This is a genomic window from Pseudomonas sp. TE31087, from assembly GCF_057284075.1.
The window spans coordinates 1,088,385-1,109,955 of record NZ_JBXVNN010000001.1 but is presented as its reverse complement, the minus strand read 5'-3'; the positions used below and the strand labels follow the sequence as shown (position 1 = coordinate 1,109,955).

Sequence of the window (21,571 nt, the reverse complement as noted above, 5' to 3'; positions counted from 1 at the left end):
CTAGTTGCAGCGACTGGCCTCATCGCGGGGCAAGCCCGCTCCCACGTGGACGGTTAATCGCCTGCTCTAACTGCGACAATCGGTCACGAATCAAAATGTACTAACTTGTTAATTAGCTTGCTAAGGGCTTAAACTTCTCGCATTCCACCTGCGAGATCCCTGGCATGAAAGACTCACCCCGCGCCTCCGGCGCCTCAACCTTCATCCTGGTCGGCCTGGGCGTCGTCATCGCCCTGCTCGGCCTGCTCCTGGCCGCCGGCGGCGTCAAGCTGGCCGGCCTGGGCGGTTCCTGGTACTTCCTGGTCGGCGGCCTGGCCATGGCCATCGCCGGCCTGCTCATCGCCCGCCGCAAGCCGGCCGGCGCCTGGCTGTACGCGGTGTTTGTCGCTGGCACCGCCGTCTGGGCCGTGGCCGACGCCGGGTTGGTGTTCTGGCCGCTGTTCTCGCGGCTGTTCATGTTCGCCGCCATCGGCCTGGTGGTAGTGCTGGTGTATCCGCAACTGGTCCGGCGCCCGGCGCGTGGCGCCTACGGCATCGCCGGTCTGCTGGGCGTGGCGCTGGCGATCGCCGCCGGCAACATGTTCGTCGCCCACCCCAGCGTCGCTCCTACCGGCAAGGGCCCGGGCCTGACGCCAGTGGAACCCGGCCAGCAACAGAAGGACTGGGCCCACTACGGCAACACCGAGGGCGGCAGCCGCTTCGCCGCGCTGGACCAGATCAACCGTGGCAACGTCGACCAGCTCAAGGTGGCCTGGACCTACCACACCGGTGACGTCGCCCTCAGCGACGGCAACGGCGCCGAAGACCAGCTCACGCCGCTGCAGGTGGGCGACAAGGTGTTCATCTGCACCCCGCACAACAACCTGATCGCCCTCGACGCCGACACCGGCAAGGAGCTGTGGAAGAACGCCATCAACGCCCAGTCCAAGGTCTGGCAGCGCTGCCGCGGCCTGGCCTACTTCGACGCCAGCGCGCCGATCGCCCAGCCATCCCAACCCGACAGCACACCCGTCAGTGTGGCCAGCGTGCCAGCTGGCGCCAATTGCCAACGCCGCCTGCTGACCAACACCATCGATGCCCGCCTGATCGCAGTCGATGCCGACACCGGCGCGTTCTGCGAAGGCTTCGGCGACAACGGCCAGGTCGACCTCAAGGCCGGCCTGGGCAACGTGCCGGACTCGTACTACCAGCTGTCCTCGGCGCCGTTGATGGCCGGTACCACCGTGGTGGTCGGCGGCCGCGTCGCCGACAACGTCCAGACCGACATGCCCGGCGGCGTGATCCGTGGCTTCGATGTGATCACCGGCGCCCAGCGCTGGGCCTTCGACCCGGGCAACCCGCAGGACCGCGACGCCCCGCAAGACGACCGGACCTACGTGCGCAGCACGCCCAACAGCTGGGCGCCGATGTCGTACGACCCGGCGATGAACACCCTGTTCCTGCCGATGGGCTCCTCGTCCACCGACATCTACGGCGTCGAACGCAACAAGCTTGATCACACCTACGGCGCCTCGGTGCTGGCCCTGGACGCCACCACCGGCAACGAAAAGTGGGTGTACCAGACCGTGCACAACGATCTCTGGGACTTCGACCTGCCGATGCAGCCGAGCCTGATCGACTTCACCAAGGATGACGGCAGCACCGTGCCCGCCGTGGTGATCGGCACCAAGGCCGGGCAGATCTACGTGCTCGATCGCGCCACCGGCAAGCCGCTGACCCAGGTCGACGAAGTACCGGTAAAACCGGGCAACATCCCCAACGAGCCGTATTCGCCGACCCAGCCGAAGTCGGTGGGCATGCCGCAGATCGGCGCGCAGACCCTGACCGAGTCGGACATGTGGGGCGCCACCCCGTACGACCAGCTGCTGTGCCGCATCGACTTCAAGAAGATGCGCTACGAGGGCCTGTACACCGCGCCGGGCACCGACCTATCGCTGAGCTTCCCGGGCTCGCTGGGCGGCATGAACTGGGGCAGCCTCTCCACCGACCCGGTGCATGGCTTCATCTTCGTCAATGACATGCGCCTGGGCCTGTGGATCCAGATGATCCCTTCGCAGAACACGGGTGCGGCAGCGGGCGGCGGCGAGGCGCTGAACACCGGCATGGGCGCGGTGCCGCTCAAGGGCACACCGTATGCGGTGAACAAGAACCGCTTCCTGTCGGTGGCCGGTATCCCGTGCCAGGCGCCGCCATTCGGCACCCTCACCGCCATCGACATGAAGACCCGGCAGATCGCCTGGCAGGTACCGGTCGGCACTGTTGAGGACACCGGCCCCCTGGGCATCCGCATGCACCTGCCGATCAAGATCGGCCTGCCGACCCTGGGCGGCACCCTGTCCACCCAGGGCGGCCTGGTGTTCATCGCCGGCACCCAGGACTTCTACCTGCGCGCCTACGACAGCGGCAACGGCAACGAGATCTGGAAGGCCCGCCTGCCGGTCGGCAGCCAGGGCGGCCCGATGACCTATGTGTCGCCGAAGACCGGCAAGCAGTACGTGGTGATCACCGCCGGCGGCGCACGCCAGTCGACCGACCGCGGCGACTACGTCATTTCCTACGCCCTGCCGTAAATCGCCGGCCTCATCGCGGGGCAAGTCGCATCGGCGCACCGCCGCTCCCACGCTGCCGATGGTGCGGGTCGTGGGAGCGGGCTTGCCCCGCGATGGCTTCTACCTTTGATTCCAGGAAAATCGCAATGCGTTCCCGCTTCCCCTCCACACTGCTGCTGGCCTTGGCCAGCACCACCGCCCTCGCCGACGGCGACCTGCTCACCCGCAACACCCTGACCGGCGACTGGGGCGGCCTGCGCCACCAGCTCGAGGCAGACGGCATCAGCTTCACCGGCGACTACAGCGGCGAGACCGCCTACAACGCCCATGGCGGCCTGCATCGCTCCGCCCGCTACTCACAGAACCTCAAGCTGGGCGTGCAGTTCGACCTGTCGAAGCTGTACGGCCTGGACAACGGCGGCAAGGTCCAGCTGACCATCAACGACCGCCGCGGTAACAGCGCCTCGGACGACCTGGTAGGCAACCGCCTGCCGATCCAGGAAAACTACGGCGGCCTCTACACCCGCCTGACCGAACTCAGCTACGAGCGCAACCTGTCGCCCGCGCTGAACCTCAAGCTCGGCTACATGGCCATGGGCAACGACCTCGGCGGTCTGGACAGCGGCATCCTGTGCAACTTCATGAACGCCGGCTTCTGCGGCCACCCGCTGAACATGTCCGGCGGCAGCGGCTGGACCAACTACCCCAACGCCCACCTCGGCGCACGGGTGAAATATGACCTGACGCCCGACTGGCAGCTGCGGGTGGCGGCGTTCAACGTCGACCCCGAGAGCAACGGCAATGCCAGCCGTGCCTGGCACCTGGGGCCCAGGCACAGCACCGGCACCGTGGTCCCGGTGGAGCTGGTGTACAAGCTGCGCGGCGAACAGCCGGGCGAGTACAAGCTCGGTTACTACTACGACAGCTCGAACGTGAAACGCATCGGCAGCGGCGAGGAAGTCGCCGGTCGTGGCGGGCATTACCTGCTGGTCGACCAGGCCGTGTGGAACGACCCGGCATCGCCCGGGCGCAGCCTACATGCCTTCGGCCAGTACTCGGCGTCGAGCAAGGCCGCCTCGCCATTCACCAGGTGGTATGGCGCAGGCGTGGTGTTGTACCAGCCGTTCGCAAGCCGGCCACGGGATACCGTCGCGCTGGGGTATGGCCGCGCGGTGCCGAACCCGCGTAGCCGCGATGTGCTGGAAGATGCGGCCGTCGATGCCGGGCAGCCCGTCCCCAACCTCGACAGCGCCGAGCAACTGGTCGAGCTGAGCTATGGCTACCAGGCCACCGCGTGGCTGAACCTGCGGCCGGATGTGCAGTACATCGTCGAGCCGGGGGCGTTTTCCGGGAAGGACATCGACAACGCGCTGGTGTTCGGCTTGCAGGTCAAGGCGACGTTCTGAAACCAAGCCTGGCGTGACCTGTAGGAGATTACACAGCCCTTACGGGCTGCGCTGTCGCGCAGGAAACAGAGTTCCAGCGTGGGAGCGGGCTTGCCCCGCGAACACCGGCGAAGCCGGTGCCATACACCGCATCGCGGGGCAAGCCCGCTCCCACGCTACCCAGTCAAATCAAAGAATTATGTTTTGTTCCATGAGAGCGGCCTTGCGCCGCGAAAGGGCTGCATGGCAGCCCCGGCGATTGATGCTTTAACGCTAAAACCCAGGGGCTGCTGCGCAGCCCTTTCGCGGCGCAAGGCCGCTCCTACAGGTCGGCGTTGGCGCGCATAGCTTTTTCCTGCCCAGCAACCACATATTTACTAATTTCCCCGCCCCGCCCCCTGTCCCAGTATCTGGCGCAACTACAACAACAAAGAGCGGGGAAACTGTCATGAGTGCAAGTGCGTCCGTGCCTGCCAGCGTGCAGCACGATCAAGCCGGCTTTCGCCGGGTCCTGGGGCTGGGGTCGCTGCTGGCGGTGGCCGTGGGCCTGGTGGTGTCGCAAGGGGTGATGGTGATGATGCTGCAGGGGGTCGGCGCCGCCGGCCTGGGCTTCATCGTGCCCTTGGGCTTGGCCTACCTGCTGGCCCTGAGCTACGCCTTTTCCTTCTCGGAACTATCCCTGCTGGTGCCGCGCGCCGGCAGCCTGTCGAGCTACACCGAAGTGGCGCTGGGGCACTTCCCGGCGATCCTGGCGACCTTTTCCGGCTACGTGGTGGTGGCCATGTTCGCCCTGTCGGCCGAGCTGCTGTTGCTCGACCTGATCATCGGCAAGGTCTACCCCGGGGTGTTCCCGCAGTACTCGGTGGCCTTCGGCGTGCTCGCCCTGTTCACCGGCCTCAACCTGATGGGCATCGACATCTTCGCCAAGCTGCAGAGCGCCATGGCCGTGGTCATGGTAATCGTACTGCTGATCCTCGGCGTCGCCGCGATCAGCGAAGGGCATGCCGAGGGGGTCACCACCACCCTGCTGCAGGGCGACTGGAACCCCATGGGCGCCGGGGTGCTGGCCCTGACCGCCATGGCCGTGTGGGGTTTCGTCGGCGCCGAGTTCGTCTGCTCGCTGGTGGAGGAAACCCGCAAGCCCGAACGCAACATCCCGCGCTCGATGATCATCGGCCTGACCGTGATCTTCGCCACCATCGGCCTGTACGGCTTGGGCGCGCTGTTCCTGGTGCCCCGGGAAGCCCTGAGCAGCGACGCCCTGCCCCACTATCTGTTCGCCACCACGGTGTTCGGCAAGACCGGCGAGGTGTTCCTGGTGATCGCCGCGGTGACCGCCACCTGCAGCACCCTCAACACGTCGCTCGCGGCCATTCCACGCATGCTCTACGGCATGGCCTGCAACGGCCAGGCGTTCCCCCAGTTCAAGCAGCTCAGCCCGCGGGCGCGCACGCCCTGGGTGGCCGTGCTGTTCGTCGCGGCGATCACCGGCCTGCCTATCCTGCTGATGGGCCAGGACGCCGCGGCAATCAACCTGTTGCTGCTGGCCGCCGCGCTGGCCTGGCTGCTGGCGTACATCATCGTGCACCTGGATGTGATCGCCTTGCGGCTGCGCTACCCACATCTGGCGAGGCCATTTCGCACACCGTTCTACCCACTGCCGCAGCTGTTCGGTATCGGCGGGATGCTGTACGCGATCTGGCATGCCTCGCCCAGCCCGGAGATGAACCTGAAGGTGTTCGGTACGGCGGGAGTGGTACTGGCGGTGGTGTCGCTGATTGCCGTCGTGTGGATCAAGGGCGTGATGAAGAAACCGTTGTTCAGGCCTGAGCCGCTGTAACCTTGTCACGGGGCCACCCCGCTCCCACAGATGCCTGCGCAACCTGTGGAAGCGGGCTGGCCCCGCGATTGTCATGCTTGCTTCAGATGATCCACCAACCGCCGCAACATCACATCGCATCCCTGCAACTGCTCGACACTGACAAACTCGTCGGGCTTGTGGCCCTGGTCCATGCTCCCAGGCCCGCAGACCACCGTGGGGATACCCGCCTGGTCGAACAGACCGCCCTCGGTACCGAAGGCCACGGTACCGAAATCGTCCGAACCACTGAGCAACGCCACCCACTGCGCGGCCTCGCTCTCGGCTGGCGTGGCCAGGCCCGGGTAGGCGCTCAGGGCGCGCAGGCGAATGTCGCTGGCGCCACTGACGGCACGCATGCGCGGCAGCAGCTCGGCCTCGGCGTAGGTCTGCAGACGGTCGGCCACGGCCTGGGCCTCGAAGCCGGGCAAGGCGCGCACTTCGAAGTCGAACTCGCACTCCTCGGGGACGATATTCAGCGCCCGGCCGCCCTTGATCACCCCGGTCTGCACCGTGGAGAACGGCGGGTCGAAGCGCTCGTCGTGATGCTCGGGGCGCGCCAGCTCGTCACCGATCTCGCCCAGCTTGCCGATCAGCCGCGCCGCGTACTCGATGGCATTGACGCCGTAGGGCGCATAGGCCGAGTGGCAGGCGGCGCCATGCACCTGGCAGCGCATGGCCAGCTTGCCCTTGTGGCCGAGCACCGGCTTGAGCTCGGTGGGTTCGCCGATCAGGCACAGCCGCGGCTTGTGCGGACGCTGCGCCAGGGCGGCGAGCATCGAGCGCACACCCAGGCAGCCCACCTCCTCGTCATAGGAAAACGCCAGGTGCACCGGCATCTTCAGCGGCTGGGCGAGAAACGCCGGCACCGCCGCCAGCACCGAGGCGATGAAGCCCTTCATGTCGGCCGTGCCACGGCCGTACAGGCGTCCTTCGCGCTCGGTGAGCTGGAACGGTTCGACCGTCCAGGCCTGGCCCTCCACCGGTACCACGTCGGTGTGCCCGGAGAGCACCACGCCGCCACGGTCGGCGGGGCCGATGGTGGCGAACAGATTGGCCTTGGTGCCCTCCTCGTTGTGGAACAGCTCGCTGGCAACGCCAAGTCCGGCCAGGTAATCGCGGATGAAGGCGATCAGCTCGAGATTGGAATCGCGGCTGACCGTGGCGAACCCGATCAAGCGCTCCAGCAGCGCACGGCTGGAAACCTCATTCATCGCCCGGCACTCCATAGCTCGGCGCGGCGGTCGGGTTCAGGGCGCGGGTCACATAGTCCTGCATCTGCGGGCGGTAGGCCTGCCAGAGGCTGTCCAGTTCACCGATGGGATCGTGCTCGGTCCAGTCCACGCGCAGGTCCACCAAAGGCCAGGTCAGCTCTCCGGCGATCTTCAACGCCGCCGAGTGCACCGGCCCCGCCTCGCCACCGGCAGCCATGGCCGCGTGCATCGCCGCCAGCAGGCGGTCGGCCAGGTGGCCGCCGGCCTGCTCGAACGCCGTCACCATGGCCTCGATCACCGCCCGCGACGACAACAGGTTGCCGGCCGCGGCGCATTGCTCGCCGGCCACGGCGTTGTGCACGCCCAGGGCCTCCTTGCCGGTGAACAGCGCCACCTGGCCCTGGCTGTCGATCACCGTGACCTGGCGATACTCGCTCCAGCCATTGGCGCTCAGCACCCGGTCCAGCGCCGCTGCGGGCGGCAACTGACCCTGTTCGAGGGCGTCGAGGATCTGCGGACCGAGGGCCGGCAGGGTGATGTTCTGGGTCGACACCGCCCCGACCCCGGCACGTACCCACGGGCAGCGGGCGCCGACGGCGATGCTCGAAGAACTGATGGCGATGCCGACCTGGCCGGTTTCCTGGCAGCGGCCGATGATGGAGAAGGTCATGGTGCAGCTCCTGTGTTGAGGTTACCGGCATTCTCGGTGGGCCTCGGGAGCTGCGAAACCAACATTTTCCTCGGTACTGGGCAGGAAAAAACTAAGGCGCCTGCGAATGCATTCTGTGTAGGAGCGGCCTTGTGTCGCGAAAGGGCCGCACAGCGGCCCCAGGGTTTCAGCGTTAATGCATCAATCGCCGGGGCCGCTGCGCGGCCCTTTCGCGACACAAGGCCGCTCCTACAAGGTCCTGCGCAATCTTGAACATCCGCTTTACAACACAGGCCTTCGCCAATTTATCGGCAAGCCCCAGCTAAATACTATTTTCGCGATTTCCCGCCCATCCCTAGTCTGGCCCCAGGCAAAGGCGGTCCCCACCGACCTGAACAAGAACGCCGCTGAAGAAGGGCTGGGACATGACACTGAACAACATCGAAATCGACACCCTCGTGGTCGGCGCCGGCCAGGCCGGCGTGGCCATGAGCGAACACCTGAGCAAGCTCGGCGTGCCGCACCTGGTGCTGGAGCGCAAGCGCATCGCCGAGGCCTGGCGCAGCGGACGCTGGGATTCGCTGGTGGCCAACGGACCGGTCTGGCACGACCGCTTCCCTGGCCTGGAATTCGACCTCGACGCCGACGCCTTCGCCGGCAAGGAGCAGGTCGCCGACTACTTCGAACAGTACGTGCGCAAGTACAACCTGCCGGTACGCACCGGGGTCGAGGTGAGGAAGGTGGTGCGCAACGCCGACCGCCCGGGCTTCACCATCGACACCAACCAGGGCGTGATCCGCGCCAACCGCGTGGTGGCTGCCACCGGCCCGTTCCAGCGCCCGGTGATCCCGGCCATCGCACCCAAGGACGAAAGCCTGCACCAGATCCACTCCGCCGCCTACTACAACCCCGAGCAGTTGCCTGAGGGCGCGGTGCTGGTGGTCGGCGCAGGCTCCTCGGGGGTGCAGATCGCCGAGGAACTGATGCGCGCCGGGCGCCAGGTGTACCTGTCGGTCGGCGCCCATGACCGTCCGCCGCGTAGCTACCGCAACCGCGATTTCTGCTGGTGGCTGGGCGTGCTTGGCGAGTGGGACGCGGAGATCGCCAAGCCCGGCCGCGAGCACGTGACCATCGCCGTGTCCGGCGCCCGCGGCGGCCACACCGTGGACTTCCGCGCCCTCGCCCACCAGGGCATGACCCTGGTCGGCCTGACTCAGTCGTTCGAGGGCGGCGTGGCCCGCTTCCAGGACAACCTGGCCGAGAACATCAACCGCGGCGACGAGAACTACCTGGCCCTGCTGGACGCCGCCGACGCCTATATCGAACGCAACGGCCTGGACCTGCCGGAAGAGCCCGAGGCACGCAAGCGCCTGCCCGATCCGGCCTGCGTCAGCCAGCCCTTGCCGGAACTGGACCTGGCCCAGGCCAAGGTCAGGACCATCATCTGGGCCACCGGCTACGGCGTGGACTTCAGCTGGCTGCAGGTGGACACCTTCGACGCCAACGGCAAGCCACAGCACCAGCGCGGCGTGTCGAGGGAGCCGGGCGTGTATTTCCTCGGCCTGCCCTGGCTGTCGCGCCGTGGCTCGTCGTTCATCTGGGGGGTGTGGCACGACGCCAAGCACGTTGCCGGCCATATCGCCACCCAGCGCACCTACCTGGCTTACCGCGACCGCGAGCAGCGCGCGGCGGATGAGCAGCAACCCTCGATCAGCAACGTCAGCACTTTCGGAGCCCTCTGATGCCTACCCACACTCGCATCCGCATGTTCAACACCAAGGCCACCTACCCCAACCAGACCCTGGACAACGACCTGTGCCAGGCGGTGCGGGCCGGCAACACCATCTACGTGCGCGGGCAGGTCGGCACCGACTTCGAAGGCCGGCTGGTAGGCCTGGGCGATCCGCAGGCCCAGACTGAACAGGCGATGAAGAACGTCAAGCAGTTGCTCGAGGAAGCCGGCTCGGACCTGTCGCATATCGTCAAGACCACCACCTACATCACCGACCCGCGCTTCCGCGAGCCGGTGTACAAGGAAGTGGGCAAGTGGCTCAAGGGGGTGTTCCCGATTTCCACCGGGCTGGTGGTGGCAGGGTTGGCCCAGGCTGAGTGGTTGATGGAGATCGATGTGATCGCGGTGGTGCCGGATCAGGAGTAACGACATGCGATACCTGGGGCTGCCTTGCGGCCCCTTCACCCTTTCAAGGATTTTCGCTGAACCAGCGTTGAGCCCCCTGATAGTTCTGCCAGTTGTCGGTACAGGCAACCCACTCCATAGTCAGCTTTTCGAGTTTGCCAAACTCAGGAGCGGCCATGTCTCATCCAAACTTCCTGCCATCCACAAGGCTGCTGGTGACAGATATTGCCGGCTCGGTTTTGAAACGACTTAGTGACCAGCCGCCAGATGTGTTTGTCTACTGTGCCTTTGGACACCTGGGATCTGCGCGAGCAGTAGCGCCCCTGCTCGGTTTCAATAGCCAGCACCGCGAGCCTTCGACCGGTGTTTACCTGCTTGGAAACGGTTATCGAAGCTTCAACCCAGTACTGATGCGTTTTGTCTCCGCCGACGATATGAGCCCATTTGGTGATGGAGGTATTAATGCTTACTCCTATTGCCATAACGACCCCATCAATCGAGCAGATTCCTCGGGCATGAGCAGCACAATGAATTTATATATTGCGGCAGTAGTAACAACCGCTGTTACCAAGTTCCGAGGATTGATTCATCAGCCCTTCCCCGCGAATGGCACAAACGGTAACGCGTCTCTACGTACGACCTCCATGCCACCTCGCACAGGGACCGAGCCAGCCACTCAACGCAGTGTGGCAGTGATTTCCTCAACCCTTCCCGCCCGACCGGCAAATGACTTGGTGTCGCCACAGCCAGGTTGGACAAACGCTCCCGCTAACAGATCGTTCATATCGTTGCCACCCTCGACCCAAACACGTAGGCCCATGGCGATAGTACGTCCAGTACAAGCACAAACATCTGCCAACGTGGCATACAGCCCCGAGGCACGTACGGCCGAGAACAATTACTCACGATCCCGCAGCAGCTCGATTGAATCAACAGATTCCTGGGATGAGTGGATTCCCAATCAGGAGGCATTGGATGCTCGTAGACAGGAATCAACAGCTAGGCAAAATGGGGGCGTGCGTACCTCAATCTAGTGTGGTGTTTCTGAAACACCACACTAGGCATTATTTCAGCAGAGGCGGCCCATGCAGCTCCTTTGCCGCATTCGTCAATAGATACCACGCTCGACACCGCCCACCTGCCCGAACCGCCCGGCCTGGAAATCATCGAAGGACTCGGCGATTTCCGCCTGGCTGTTCATCACAAACGGCCCATAGCCTACGATGGGCTCGTCGATCGGCTCGCCGCTGAGCAGCAGCACGCTGACCTCTTCCAGCGCCTCGAGGCGCACATCGCTGCCATCGCGCTCCAGCAGCACCAGGCTGGCCGGGCCGGCCTCGCGCTCGTCGTTGACCCGCAGGTTGCCGCGCAGCACCACCAGCGCGGCATTGCGCCCGGCGGCCAAGGGCAGTTGCAACGTGGCACCGGCCTTCAGCCGCAGGTCCCAGACGTCCATCTCGGTAAGGGTGCGCGCCGGTCCCTGATGATCCAGGTAACGTCCGGCGATCACCCGCAGGTTGCCCGCCTCGCCTGCCAGCGCCACCACGGGAATGTCGTTGGCCAGCAGCGTCTGGTAGCCCGCCGCGGCACGCTTGTCCTTGGCCGGCAGGTTGACCCACAGCTGCACCATTTCCAGGGTACCGCCACTACGGGCAAAGGCCGGGGAATGGAACTCCTCGTGGATGATGCCGCCCGCGGCGGTCATCCATTGCACGTCACCCGGCCCGATCAAGCCGCCGGCACCGGTGGAGTCACGGTGCTCCAGCTCGCCCTGGTAGACGATGGTCACGGTCTCGAAACCGCGATGCGGATGCTGGCCGACGCCGCGACGGGCCGTGGTCGGGGTGAAGTCGTGGGGGCCGGCGTAGTCCAGCAGCAGGAACGGGCTGATGTGCCGGGCCAGATGATCGTAGGTGAACAGGCTGCGCACCGGGAAGCCGTCGCCCACCCAATGGGCGTGGGGGCTGCGGTGGATGCCCTGGATCTTTTTCATGAGAAGCCTCCTGTTTGATGGGTATCACCTTACAGATGAGACTAATGATCCGGTAGACAGCTAAAATGGCATGGTTCGTTCCAAAATTGGAACAATCAAATGCATCGCGGGGCAAGCCCGCTCCCACAAGGCCAATGTACGTTGTCCTTGTGGGAGCGGGCTTGCCCCGCGATTGGCTTCAACGGACGATCAGGCGATCGCCGCGTCCACCAGTACCTGGGCTTCGGCCACCAGGCGCGTCAGATGCGCCTCGTCGATGAAGCTCTCGGCATAGATCTTGTAGATGTCCTCGGTACCCGAAGGACGGGCGGCGAACCAGCCGTTCTCGGTCATCACCTTCAGGCCACCGATGGCCTGGTTGTTGCCCGGCGCGTGGCTGAGGATCTGCTGGATCGGCTCGCCGGCCAGCTCGGTGGACTTGACCTGCTCCGGTGCCAGCTTGCTCAGCAGCGCCTTCTGCCGCGCATCGGCCTTGGCCTCGACACGGGTGGCGTAGGGCTTGCCCAGCTTGGCGGTCAGGTCGGCGTAGATCTGGCTCGGGTTGCGCCCGGTGCGGGCGGTCATCTCGGCCGCCAGCAGCGCCGGGATCAGGCCGTCCTTGTCGGTGGCCCAGACGCTGCCGTCCTTGCGCAGGAACGAGGCGCCGGCGCTCTCTTCGCCGCCAAAGCCCAGCGAGCCGTCGAACAGGCCCTGGGCGAAGAACTTGAAGCCCACTGGCACTTCGTACAGCTCACGACCCAGCGCGGCGGTGACCCGGTCGATCAGGCCACTGGAGACCACGGTTTTGCCCACGGCAGCGTCGCTGCGCCATTGCGGGCGGTTGCGGTACAGGTAGTCGATGGCCACGGCCAGGTAGTTGTTCGGTTGCAGCAGACCGTCGGCGGTGACGATGCCGTGGCGGTCGTGGTCGGGGTCGCAGGCGAAGGCCACGTCGAAGCGCTCGCGCAGGCCGATCAGGCCCTGCATGGCGTACGGCGAGGACGGGTCCATGCGGATCTGGCCGTCCCAGTCGACGGTCATGAAGCGGAAGGTCGGGTCGACCTCGGTGTTCACCACTTCCAGGTTCAGCTGATAGCGCTCGGCGATGGCCGACCAGTAGCGCACCCCGGCGCCGCCCAGCGGGTCGACGCCCAGGCGCAGATTGGCGCTGCGGATGACGTCGAAGTCGATGACGTTTTCCAAGTCGGCGACGTAGTTGCTGACGTAGTCGTGACGCTGGGTGGTCGGTGCCGCCAGCGCCTGCTTGTAGTCCATGCGCTTGACGCCGGCCAGGTTGGCCGCCAGCAGCTCATTGGCCTTGGCCTCGATCCACTTGGTCACGTCGCTGTCGGCCGGCCCGCCATTGGGCGGGTTGTACTTGAAACCGCCGCTCTGCGGCGGATTGTGCGACGGGGTGATGACGATGCCGTCGGCCAGGCCCTGCTGGCGGCCACGGTTGTAGCAGAGGATGGCGTGGGACACCGCCGGGGTCGGGGTGTACTCGTCATCCTGGCTCAGCATCACCTGCACGCCGTTGGCGGCCAGCACTTCCAGCGCGCTGGCGGCGGCCGGGGCGGACAACGCATGGGTGTCGGCGCCGATGAACAGCGGGCCGTCGATGCCCTTTTCCCGGCGGTACAGGCAGATGGCCTGGGTGATCGCCAGCACGTGGTATTCGTTGAAGCTCAGCTCGAACGAAGTGCCGCGGTGCCCCGAGGTGCCGAAGGCCACGCGCTGGGCCGCCACCGCGGCGTCGGGACGGCCGGTGTAGTAGGCGGTCAACAGGCGGGGAATATCGACCAGCACGCTGGCCGGAGCCGGCTTGCCTGCCAAAGGACTGAGCGTCATGCGGAACCTCGAAATCAACAGAAGTAGGTGTTGGAACGCGCAGTGTACTGGGAGTTTCAGCGCCAGGCGATGGCGGCGTTCACCCCAGCTGCCACCAACCGGGGAACATCTGTCGCACCCGGGGCTCGGCGAAGCGCTCATCGATCAGCATCAGCACGCCACGGTCCTGGTCGCCGCGGATCACCCGGCCGGCGGCCTGGATCACCTTGCGCACGCCCGGGTACAGGTAGGCATAGTCGAAACCGGCGCCGAACTGGCGGCCCAGGCGCTGCTTGAACTGCTCGTTGACCGGGTTGACCTGGGGCAGCCCGAGGGTGGCAACAAAGGCGCCGATCAGGCGCGTGCCCGGCAGGTCCACGCCCTCGCCGAAGGCGCCGCCGAGCACGGCGAAGCCTACCCCCTGCCCATGCTCCACGAACCGCGCCAGGAACGCCTCGCGCCCGGCCTCGTCCATGCCGGGCGCCTGGCACCAGATGGGCAGTGCCGGATAGCGCTCGGCCAGCAACCGCGCCACCTGTTCGAGGTATTCGAAGCTGCTGAAGAAAGCCAGGTAATTGCCCGGCTGGCCGGCAAACTGGGCAGCGATCAGTTCGACGATCGGCGCCAGCGACGCCTGGCGCTGCTGGTAGCGAGTGGACACCTCGCTGACGATGCGCACCTGCAGCTGCTCGGCCCGGAACGGCGCGGCGACCTCCAGCCAGGCCGTGTCGGCGGGCATCCCCAGCAAGTCGCTGTAGAAGTGCCGCGGATTCAGCGTGGCGGAAAACAGCGTGACGCTGCGCGCCGCACTCATCCGCGGCCCCAGCAGCCGCGCCGGCACCACATTACGCAGGCACAGCGTGGCCAGGCGCCGCCCCCGTGGACCGTTGCGCGGGCTGATATCGAACAGGAAGTGCTCGTCGAACAGCTCGGCGATGCGGCTGAACTGCAGGGCCTGGAAGAAGAACTCCAGCACCTTGGGCTCGACCTCGGCGGGCGCCTGGTTCATGCGCTCCTGGATCAGCCCGATGCATTGCTGCAGGGCTCGCAGGAAGGCGTCCGGCAATTGCTCGCTGGCCTGGTACGGCGCCACCTGGGTCTTGTACAGCGCGTTCCACTGCCGGTTCAGCCGGTCGAGGGTACTGCCCAGCCCGGCCGGCCTGCTCTGGCGCAGCGCCAGCAACTGCCCCTGGTCGAGGCTGGCGCTGTACATCTGCCGCCCCCGCTCGACCAGGTTGTGCGCCTCGTCCACCAGCACCGCCGTGCGCCACTGGTTGGCCTGGGCCAGGCCGAACAGCAAGGCGTGGGCGTCGAAGTAGTAGTTGTAGTCAGCCACCAGCAGGTCGACCCAGCGCGCCATCTCCTGGCCCAGGTAGTAGGGGCAGACCTGGTGCGCCAGCGCCACCTGGCGCAGGCTGGCGCGGTCGAGCAACGGCACCTGCGCGGCGGCTTCGCGGGCGGCAGGCAGGCGGTCGTAGAAGCCCCGCGCCAAAGGGCAGGACTCGCCATGGCAGGCGTTCTCGGGGTGCTCACAGGCCTTGTCGCGGGCGATCAGCTCAAGGCTGCGCAGGGCCGGTTGCGGCGACGCCCGGGTGATCTGGCGCAGTGCATCGAGGGCCAGCGCCCGGCCTGGGGTCTTGGCCGTAAGGAAGTAGAGCTTGTCCAGCTGCTGCGGGACCACGGCCTTGAGCAGCGGGAACAGCGTACCGAGGGTCTTGCCGATGCCGGTGCTGGCCTGGGCCATCAGGCAGCGGCCGGTGCTCACGGCCTTGTACAGCGTCTCGGCCAGTTGGCGCTGGCCCTGCCTGAATTCGGGATAGGGGAATGCCAGCGCGCCAAGATCCCGGTCCCGCTCGCCCAGCCGCCGCTCCTGCGCTTGCGCCCAGGCCAGGAAGCGCTGGCACTGGGACTCGAAGAAGCGCTTGAGCTCATCGGCTTGGCAACGCTCGCTGATCACCGTCTGGGCGTCACTGTCGACATCGAGATAGACCAGCGCCACATCGATCACCGAGAGCTGCCGTGCCTGGCACAGCAACCAGGCATAGACCTTGGCCTGGGCCCAGTGCAGTTGGCGGTGATTGTCGGGCTGCCTGGCCAGATCGCCGCGGTGGGTCTTGATCTCCTCCAGGCGATTACCCGCCGGGTCGTAGCCATCGGCGCGACCGCGGACCCGCAGCCCCAGGTACTCACCCTCCAGCGCTACCTCCGACTCATAGCCAGCGGCGCGCCGCGCCACCACCCGGCGGTGCCCGGCAATGCCCTCCTGGGCGGTGGGCGACGGGGTGAAGCGCAGGTCGAGGTCGCCAACCTTGGCACTGAACTCGCACAGGGCGCGCACGGCCACGGTGTAACTCATGCCGACACATCGCTCCAGCGCACATGGCAGACCGCGACCGGCAGCCCGTGGGCATGGCAGAACTCGAGCCAGCGCAGTTGGTTGTCCTGTAGCCGGTCGCCCGGCCCCTTGACCTCGATCATGCGGTAGCAGCCCTGCCCCGGCCAGAACTGGATCAGGTCGGGCATGCCGGCGCGGTTGGTGCGGATATCCTGCAGCAGGCGCAGGAAGCAGGCCTTGAGGTGCGCGGGCGGCAGGTGCGCGAGCGCCTGTTCGAGCAGCGGCTCGTCGAGCATCTGCCAGAACACGAAAGGCGACTGCAGGCCTTGCTTGTCCTGGAAGCAGTCGCGGATGGCCTGGCGATGGCTGCCATCGTCCAGGCGCTCGAGGCAGGCGTCAAACAGTGCCGCGCGACGCTGCTGGAAGTCGACGTCGTGCAGGTCCTGCGGCCCGCTCTGGAACGGGTGGAAGAACGCCCCCGGCACCGGGGCGAAGATCGCCTCCCAGCACAGCAGGCCGAACAGGCTGTTGAACAGGGTGTTCTCGACGTAGTAAACGCTGCCGCCTCCCTGCTCCAAATGCTGGCGCACCGCCTCTTCCACCCCCAGCACTGCCATTTCGGCCGGCAGTTCCAGTTCGATAAGTGTCACCGCCTCGCTGCGTCGGCGCGGCTGTGCCGGACCGCCAAGCTTGCGTGCCAGGCGTGGCAGCAGGCGTTCCTGGGCCTGGCGTTCCAGGGCGTTGGCTGGCGCCTGGGCCATGTGCCGGGCCAGGGCATGCGCCTCTGGCCATTGCTCGCTGCGCTCGTGGACCCGGACCTGGCGAATACGCGCCTCGGGGTGCGCGCAGCCAGCATAGATCCGCAGTGCCAGGTCCCAGTTCCCCAGGCGCTCGCACTGTTGACCGAGGCTGAACAGCAGGCGCGCCCGGCGCCGGGCCAGCCAGGGGTTGCTGTCGTCAAAGCCGTCCAGCGCCGCGAGTAGATCGGCGGGCGCGACGCCTTGCTCAAGGCGCTCGGCGCACTGGTGCAGGGCCATGGCCAAGTCGACCTCGGCGCGCTGGCGCAAAGCCCGCGAGTCGTCGCTGAACGCCACCTGTTCGTAGCGAAACACCCCGAGGTCGGCAAGCACGAAGTCCGACCAGCTCTGGTACAGGTTGCCGAAGAACAGCAGGCGCAGGCGGTCGCACAACGGCTGCTGGCACCAGTGCAGGATCCGCAGCGGGAAACCGGGGCACCACTGGGCCAGCGGGCCAGGCGGCAAGCCCAGGGCCTGCAACTGCTCCAGCAGCTCGGCCTTGCCGGCGCGCGGCCTGGGAAGTCGCCCGGCGAAGCACGTCGCCAGCTCGTCCTTGCGCAGCAAAGCCCCTAGCTGCTCGATGGTCAACGGTGCATCTTCGGCCACCCAACCCAATGCCAGCAGTGGCGCCAGGGCCGCCTCGGTGTCACCAATCTCGGCATAGTCGAGCTTGTCACTGCGAAACAGCTCGCCCTTGCGCATGACCATGCGCACCAGCAGGGCCTGACTGGGCACCGGCAGTTCGCTGAAGGCCTGGATGAAACCGTGCTCGTCGCGGTCCAGCAGGTCGGCATAGCGCTGCCCGACCCAGCTCAGGACCTGGCGGAAGTTGTACAGGTAGTACAGGGGATCATCGACGGAATGGGCGATCACGGTGCAAGTCGGGTGTTGAGGATCAAGCACTGGTTATACATACAGACCACATGCCTGGGCAAGTGCGCTGGATCGACGGTCACACGATCATTACGAACGTTGCCCAGGCAGCAGGCCTAATCGACGGCACGCAACGGCGTATAGCCGCCTGGGCTGGCCGGCAAAGGCCGCAGCCACAGGTCGCGTCGGCCCAGCAGCTGGAACAGGCGGCGGGCCTGGTGGCTGAGCGTGCCGGCATACAGCCCCCGCAACTGCGCGAGCTGCAGGCCGCTGGTTTCAACCAGCCACTGGCTGACCGGTTCCGGACAGGGGCGCCCCTGCAAGGCGCGGTGCAGGTACGGCAGCGCGACGCGCATGCCTGGATGACAGCGCAGCACGAAGGTCTCGAGGTTGTGCCCTTGCGCGTCGAACGGGGTGAACAACTGGCAGACCAGTTGTGCCTCGCTCACGCCATAGGCACCGGCCAGGCGCGTCTGTGCCTCGCTGCGCAAGGCCCGCCCCTGCGGCCAGGCGGTCGACGGCTGGCGCAAGCGCTGGAAGAACGCCTGGGTGCCTTCGCGATAGCTGCGCTGGTCGAGGTACTGCGCCTTGAGCCCATGCAGGTGGGCCAGCGGCAAGGGATCGAACAGCCCTGACGGCCCCTGGGCCTGACTGCCCTTGACGTCCTGCCGGCCGAGCATGCGGTCCAGCGCTCCACCGTCATCCGGGTGGCGCAACAGGTCCTCGACCATCACCAGCCGCGGCTCGCCAGCGGGCTGGCGCAGCACGGGCGAAGTCGGCGGTTGCCAGGGATCGGCCAGCACCTCGCCCAACTGCTCCAGACCCGCCGCCAGCACATTGTGAGGTGTCAGGGCGTGGGCCACCTCCACGGTATGGCGCAGGCAGCGCCGCCCCCAAGCCAGCAGGCGGTGGCGCTGTGAAAACGGCACGGCGCTGATCAGGATCTGCTCGCCGGCCTCCCCCGCCAGCGCCTGGCCCAGGCTGTTGGCCAGCTCCAGGTAACCCCGGGCACCGAGCATCGCGTCCGGCTGCCCGCCGACCAGGTGGCCGAACAGCAACCAGGCGTTGCCGGCATCGGCCAGTTGCTCGCCCGAGCAGGCCTGGCGGGCACCGAACGGGCCGAGCTGCCCGCCGTCGGCTCGCAGCAGCTCCACCCGCGGATCGTCATGCAGGAACAGCGCGCTGAAGCAGCGGTCGTGAAGGGCCAGGGCGGTATCATCGAGGGTCGGCAGACGGGCCACCAGCACGCGCAGGCGGCAGGTAGCGCCATGGCGCAGGGCGATGCTCAACTGCGCGGCGCGCAGGCAGGCCAGCAGATGCGCGCTGCGCTGGTCGACACCGTGCAGCACCAGCACCCGGACGTTGCCGACGTATTCCTGGCCGCCGGCGATGACCAGCAATCGCTGGACCAGCAGCTGCACCGAGGCGCGCTGGGCCTGGGACATGTGCTCCAGCAGGCGCTGCAGGACTTGCTGGTAGACATAGTGCATGGCTTGGTCGTGGGTCTCGGTCATGCTATCGCTCCATCTCCCTGACGGCTTCGAATTGAAGTCCGATTCTGGCAGATGAATAGCAAACCGAGCTTGAAGGAAACTTCCTAAAGCCTAGTAGGACATTTAGCTAAATTTGGCTGATGCCTCAGTCCTGCAGGCTGCACGCCCCCTGTGGGAGCGGCCTTGTGTCGCGAAAGGGCCGCAAAGCGGCCCCGACAATCTCTGCATCAACGCTGAAACCCTGGGGCCGCTTCGCGCCCCTTTCGCGGCACAAGGCCGCTCCTACAGGGACCGCGTATGACCTGAGGGGTCAGTGCACACCCATGTCCAACACCACCCGCCCGCCACACGGACACTCGTCCATGTGCCGATGCGCCTCGACCACCTGCTCGAACGGATACACCTTGATGATCTGCGGCGTCAGCAGCTGGTCGGCGGTGAACTGGTTGATGTCGCGCAACGCCCGCTGCAGGGCCACCTGGTCCTGGGCGATGCCCAGCTCCGGCTTGCCGGTGAAGTTGCCGATGCAGTGCACATGGAACTGGATGTTCTTCTGGAACGCCGCGCAGGCCGGGAACGGTGTCTGGTTGCCGCCCTGCAGGCCGTACAGCACCAAGCTGCCACGCGGCGCCAGGACATCGCCGAGCAGCGACATCTGCGGGCCGCCCATGCCGTCGAGGACCATGTCCACGCCACGGCCATCAGTGTACTTGCCGATCTGCATCAGCAGGTCCTGCTCCTCGGTGACGATCACCTTGTCGGCGCCCAGGCCCAGCAGGTACTCGCGCTGCTCGGGCTCCTTGGTGGCGGCGAACACCTTCAGCCCCAGGGCCTTGCCCAGTTGCACGAAGGCCGGCCCCGCGCAGTGGCTGGCATCGGTGACCAACGCGGTCTGCCCGGCCTTGGCCCGCGCCAGGTCGACGAAGGCAAAATAGGCGATGAGCAGCGGCGTGTAGTGCACGCTGGCCTCGATCGGGGTCAGTACATCCGGGTAACGGGTGATGGCACTGCGCGGCAGGACGATCACGTCGCCGTAAACCGGGTGGTCGTTGGCGCTGGTGGCCGGGAAGCTGGCGACCCGGTCACCCACCGCGATATCGTCCACACCCTCGCCCACGGCGGTGACCACACCAGCCATCTCGTGGCCGATACCGGCCGGCAGGCGTGCCTGGGACGGTGCCAGGTTCTGCCGCCAGAGCACGTCGTACCAGCTGACGCCGATCGCCTCGACGCGGATCTGCACCTCGCCGGTAGCCGGGGACGGTTCGGCCTGCTCCTCGCAACGGAGCACATCGGCCTGGCCGAACTTGTGGAAACGGATCATGCGGGACATCGCATACCTCGCCTGTGTGAATCTCGTATTACCACGGACTTTATCCGGGCTTTCACGGTTGGACCATCAGTGGCTGTTAATAGTCGACATGCCTGTCATTGATTGGGCCCCTGACAAATCTGTGCATTGGCACCCGGAAATCGGTGCAGGGTACCAGCCTTTGGCCTTAAGATTCACCCCTGCCCCACTTCTGGCGAGCCGCATCGAATGAATCGTAACGACTTGCGTCGCGTAGACCTCAACCTGCTGATCGTGTTCGAAACGCTCATGCATGAACGCAGCGTGACCCGCGCCGCCGAGAAACTGTTCCTCGGCCAGCCGGCGATCAGCGCCGCGCTGTCGCGCCTGCGCAACCTGTTCGACGACCCGCTGTTCGTGCGCACCGGCCGCAGCATGGAACCCTCGGCGCGGGCCCACGAGATCTTCGCCCTGCTGTCACCAGCACTGGACTCGATCTCCACTGCAGTCAGCCGCGCCGCCGATTTCGACCCGGCCACCAGCAACGCGGTGTTCCGTATCGGCCTGTCCGACGACGCCGAGTTCGCCCTGCTGCCGCAGTTGCTCAAGCGCATCCGCGCCGAAGCCCCCGGCATCGTCCTGGTGGTGCGTCGGGTCAACTACCTGCTGATGCCCACCCTGCTGGCCTCGGGCGAGATCTCGGTGGGCGTGAGCTACACCAACGAACTCCCCGCCAACGCCAAGCGCAAGGTGCTGCGTCGCAGCATGCCCAAACTACTGCGCGCCGACAGCATGCCCGGCAGCATCACCCTCGACGACTTCTGCGCCCGCCCCCATGCCCTGGTGTCGTTCGCCGGCGACCTCTCGGGGTTCATCGACGAGGCGCTGGACGAGATTGGCCGCAAGCGCCATGTGGTGCTGGCGGTGCCGCAGTTCAACGGGTTGGGGAGTTTACTGGCGGGGACCGATATCGTCGCCACGGTGCCGGACTACACCGCCGATGCGCTGACCGCAGCGGGTGGGCTGCGGGCAGAAGACCTGCCGCTGGAGGTGCGCACCTTCGAGCTGCACATGGCCTGGCGTGGGGCGCAGGACAATGATCCGGCGGAGAAGTGGTTGCGGTCGCGGATACAGATGTTCTTTGGGGACCCCGATAGTCTTTAGGGATCGTGTCCCAGGAATTGGTGTAAA

Annotated in this window: 15 protein-coding genes; 7 read left to right on the top strand and 8 right to left on the bottom strand. The window is 66.3% G+C overall.

All coding sequences use genetic code 11. The annotated features are described in order from the left end of the window. Positions 1 to 164: 164 nt before the first annotated feature. The 3 genes from ACZ899_RS05010 (at position 165) to ACZ899_RS05000 (ending at position 5,774) form a co-directional block, all read left to right on the top strand. Positions 165 to 2,570, top strand: a complete 2,406-nt coding sequence (locus ACZ899_RS05010; protein ID WP_234563069.1) for a glucose/quinate/shikimate family membrane-bound PQQ-dependent dehydrogenase — start codon at positions 165 to 167, stop codon at positions 2,568 to 2,570. A 125-nt stretch (positions 2,571 to 2,695) separates the two neighbouring features. Next, positions 2,696 to 3,955, top strand: a complete 1,260-nt coding sequence (locus ACZ899_RS05005) for a carbohydrate porin (protein ID WP_234563070.1) — start codon at positions 2,696 to 2,698, stop codon at positions 3,953 to 3,955. 427 nt (positions 3,956 to 4,382) lie between these two features. Beyond that, positions 4,383 to 5,774 (top strand): APC family permease, encoded by a 1,392-nt coding sequence (locus ACZ899_RS05000; protein WP_234562603.1) that lies wholly within the window; start codon positions 4,383 to 4,385, stop codon positions 5,772 to 5,774. Positions 5,775 to 5,845: 71 nt separating this feature from the next. Here the strand turns inward: ACZ899_RS05000 and argE are convergent, their stop codons facing one another. Then, on the bottom strand, positions 5,846 to 7,006 hold the full coding sequence (gene argE / locus ACZ899_RS04995) for an acetylornithine deacetylase (protein WP_234562602.1): 1,161 nt from the start codon (positions 7,004 to 7,006) through the stop codon (positions 5,846 to 5,848). Further along, a complete protein-coding gene (locus ACZ899_RS04990) occupies positions 6,999 to 7,676 on the bottom strand; it encodes a DUF1028 domain-containing protein (protein WP_234562601.1) in 678 nt (225 codons plus the stop codon). Before ACZ899_RS04990 ends, argE begins: the two co-directional genes overlap by 8 nt. A 404-nt stretch (positions 7,677 to 8,080) precedes the next feature. Here ACZ899_RS04990 and ACZ899_RS04985 point away from each other — a divergent pair, with 404 nt between their 5' ends. The 3 genes from ACZ899_RS04985 (at position 8,081) to ACZ899_RS04975 (ending at position 10,826) form a co-directional block, all read left to right on the top strand. Further along, positions 8,081 to 9,397, top strand: a complete 1,317-nt coding sequence (locus ACZ899_RS04985; RefSeq protein ID WP_234562600.1) for a flavin-containing monooxygenase — start codon at positions 8,081 to 8,083, stop codon at positions 9,395 to 9,397. Next, complete coding sequence (locus ACZ899_RS04980) at positions 9,397 to 9,813, top strand: RidA family protein (RefSeq protein ID WP_234562599.1); 417 nt, start codon at positions 9,397 to 9,399, stop codon at positions 9,811 to 9,813. Before ACZ899_RS04985 ends, ACZ899_RS04980 begins: the two co-directional genes overlap by 1 nt. Before the next feature lie 155 nt (positions 9,814 to 9,968). Next, on the top strand, positions 9,969 to 10,826 hold the full coding sequence (locus tag ACZ899_RS04975; RefSeq protein WP_326491859.1) for an RHS repeat-associated core domain-containing protein: 858 nt from the start codon (positions 9,969 to 9,971) through the stop codon (positions 10,824 to 10,826). A gap of 74 nt (positions 10,827 to 10,900) precedes the next feature. Here the strand turns inward: ACZ899_RS04975 and ACZ899_RS04970 are convergent, their stop codons facing one another. The 6 genes from ACZ899_RS04970 to ACZ899_RS04945 all read right to left on the bottom strand — a co-directional run bounded on the left by ACZ899_RS04970 (position 10,901) and on the right by ACZ899_RS04945 (position 20,422). Further along, positions 10,901 to 11,785, bottom strand: coding sequence for a pirin family protein (locus tag ACZ899_RS04970; RefSeq protein ID WP_234562598.1), 885 nt, complete (start codon positions 11,783 to 11,785; stop codon positions 10,901 to 10,903). A 189-nt stretch (positions 11,786 to 11,974) separates the two neighbouring features. Next, the gene (gene pgm / locus ACZ899_RS04965) at positions 11,975 to 13,612 is read right to left on the bottom strand and encodes a phosphoglucomutase (alpha-D-glucose-1,6-bisphosphate-dependent) (RefSeq protein ID WP_234562597.1); all 1,638 of its coding nucleotides are present in this window, start codon (positions 13,610 to 13,612) and stop codon (positions 11,975 to 11,977) included. Between the two features lie 79 nt (positions 13,613 to 13,691). Beyond that, positions 13,692 to 15,947, bottom strand: coding sequence for an ATP-dependent DNA helicase (locus tag ACZ899_RS04960; protein WP_234562596.1), 2,256 nt, complete (start codon positions 15,945 to 15,947; stop codon positions 13,692 to 13,694). Then, positions 15,944 to 17,596, bottom strand: a complete 1,653-nt coding sequence (locus ACZ899_RS04955) for a VRR-NUC domain-containing protein (RefSeq protein WP_234562595.1) — start codon at positions 17,594 to 17,596, stop codon at positions 15,944 to 15,946. The genes ACZ899_RS04960 and ACZ899_RS04955 overlap by 4 nt, the downstream gene beginning before the upstream one ends. A 116-nt stretch (positions 17,597 to 17,712) precedes the next feature. After that, complete coding sequence (locus ACZ899_RS04950) at positions 17,713 to 19,110, bottom strand: hypothetical protein (RefSeq protein WP_234562594.1); 1,398 nt, start codon at positions 19,108 to 19,110, stop codon at positions 17,713 to 17,715. 289 nt (positions 19,111 to 19,399) lie between these two features. After that, positions 19,400 to 20,422: a zinc-dependent alcohol dehydrogenase family protein gene (locus tag ACZ899_RS04945; RefSeq protein ID WP_110738667.1), complete on the bottom strand. Its 1,023-nt coding sequence runs from the start codon at positions 20,420 to 20,422 to the stop codon at positions 19,400 to 19,402. Between the two features lie 207 nt (positions 20,423 to 20,629). Here ACZ899_RS04945 and ACZ899_RS04940 point away from each other — a divergent pair, with 207 nt between their 5' ends. Beyond that, positions 20,630 to 21,544 (top strand): LysR family transcriptional regulator, encoded by a 915-nt coding sequence (locus ACZ899_RS04940; RefSeq protein WP_234562593.1) that lies wholly within the window; start codon positions 20,630 to 20,632, stop codon positions 21,542 to 21,544. Positions 21,545 to 21,571: the final 27 nt, after the last annotated feature.